The sequence below is a fragment of the Streptomyces specialis genome (genome assembly GCF_001493375.1).
In the GTDB taxonomy this organism is placed as follows: Bacteria; Actinomycetota; Actinomycetes; order Streptomycetales; family Streptomycetaceae; genus Streptomyces; species Streptomyces specialis.
Window position 1 is genome coordinate 1 of record NZ_LN929851.1, and the last position, 1,843, is coordinate 1,843.

At 76.8% G+C, this 1,843-nt stretch carries 1 protein-coding gene; it reads left to right on the forward strand.

The window, feature by feature from the left end:
- The first annotated feature begins 105 nt into the window (after positions 1–105).
- A complete protein-coding gene (locus tag BN2279_RS09490; protein WP_059008289.1) occupies positions 106–1,755 on the forward strand; it encodes an FAD-dependent monooxygenase in 1,650 nt (549 codons plus the stop codon).
- Positions 1,756–1,843 lie beyond the last annotated feature (88 nt).

A 1,843-nucleotide genomic window follows, 5' to 3' on the forward strand; every position in this document is an offset into this window, starting at 1 on the left:
CCTCGTACAATTCCGCGATCTCGGCGAACAATTCGGCGATGGTGGGCGCAGCCGGTTTCGCCGCGGCCGGAGGATGGGGGCGCGGGAGAGGCAGCGGGAGGTCTCGTGGAGGCAGCGGCGCCGGGCGCGCGGACGGACGGACGGGTGCTGGTCGTCGGGGCCGGGCCCAGCGGGCTGGTGGCGGCGCTGGAGCTGGCGCGGCACAGGGTGCGGGCGCGGGTGGTCGACCGCAGGGCCGGTCCGGTCCCCGCCGAGCAGTCGCGGGCGACGATCGTGCACGCGCGGACCCTGGAGGTGCTCGACCGGTTCGGGCTGGCGGAGCGCCTCCTGGCGCGCGGTGTGCCGATCACCCGGGTCGAGGTGCGCGAGCGGGGCCGTCCCACGGCCCATCTGCCGCTGGCGGACGCCGGGGTGGAGGGGCGGACGCGGTTTCCGTGCGCGCTGTCCGTGGCGCAGTCGGAGACGGAGCGGATCCTGGTGGCGGCGCTGGCGGAGCGCGGGGTGCCGGTGGAGTGGGGCCGGCCGGTGACGGACGTGGTCCCGGACGGGCACGGCGTGACGGTGCGTCTGGGCGGCGGGGACGGTGGGGACGGACGGCGCGCGGGGACGGTGCGGGCCCGCTGGGTGGTGGCCGCCGACGGCGCGGCCAGCACGGTGCGGCGGCGGCTGGGCATCGGGTTCACGGGCGGCACGTATCCGCAGCGCGGGTTGCTGGCCGATGTGACGTTCGCGGCGGACGCGCCGCCGCCCCGGCTGCGGCTGACGCTGACGCGCGGCGGCTTCGTGGGGGTGCTGCCGATCGGGCCGGACCGCTACCGGCTGTTCGGTGCCGTGCCGCCCGGCCTGGCGCCGGGCGGCACGGCGGGCGTGGTCTCGCACGATCCGTACCAGCGGCTCGACGCGCGGGAGCTGCGGCGCTGGTACGACGGCTGGTTCGGCGCGGCCGGCACGCTGGACGAGGTGGTCTGGGCGTCGCTGTTCCGGTTCCACAGCCGGATCGCGGACCGGTTCGCCCGGGACGGGGTGTTCCTGGTGGGCGACGCCGCGCATGTGCACAACCCGGCGGGGGGGCAGGGGCTGAACCTGGGTGTCGGTGACGCGGCGAACCTCGGCTGGAAGCTGGCGCTGGTCGCCCGCGGCGAGGCGCCGCCGGGGCTGCTCGGCAGCTACGAGGCCGAACGGCGTCCCGTGGCCCGCGCGATCACCCGGAACACCGACCGCGGGTTCCGGCTGGAGACCACCGCGCACCCGGTGGCGGTGTGGCTGCGGAGCCATGTCGCGGTGCGGCTGATCGCCGTCGCGTCGCGGTGGCCGCCGGTGCGCCGGACGGTGTTCCGGACGCTGTCGCAGACGTGGATCGGGTACCGGGGCAGTCCGGCCGTGGCCCGGGGCCGGGGCCGGGGCGTGCTGCGGCCCGGGGACCGGGCGCCGCACGCGCCGCTGGCCGCGACGGGCGGCGGGCTGCTGGACGTGCTGCGGCCGGGCGGCCCGCACCTGCTGGCGTTCGAGGGGCTGCGGCCGTCGGCCGCGGCGCGGCAGGACGCCGCCGCGCTGGGCGCGGCGCTGGCCGGCCGGTACGCCGCGGCGGTGCCGGTGCACGTCGTGCCCCGGTCGGAGCGGGCGGCGCACGAGGCGTACGGGGCGCGCCGCGCCCGGCTGGTGCTGCTGCGGCCGGACGGGCACGTGGCCTGGGCGGGCCCGTGGACCCCTCGAACGCTGGCGACGGAAAGTGGAGCGTACTGGTACTTCGTCTAAGTAGTTTAAGATTACTAAGGGTCGCGGGTGTCGTTATGGGCCTACGTAGGTGCCTCTTGCATCTCAATGTATTCCAAGAGTGACGCTT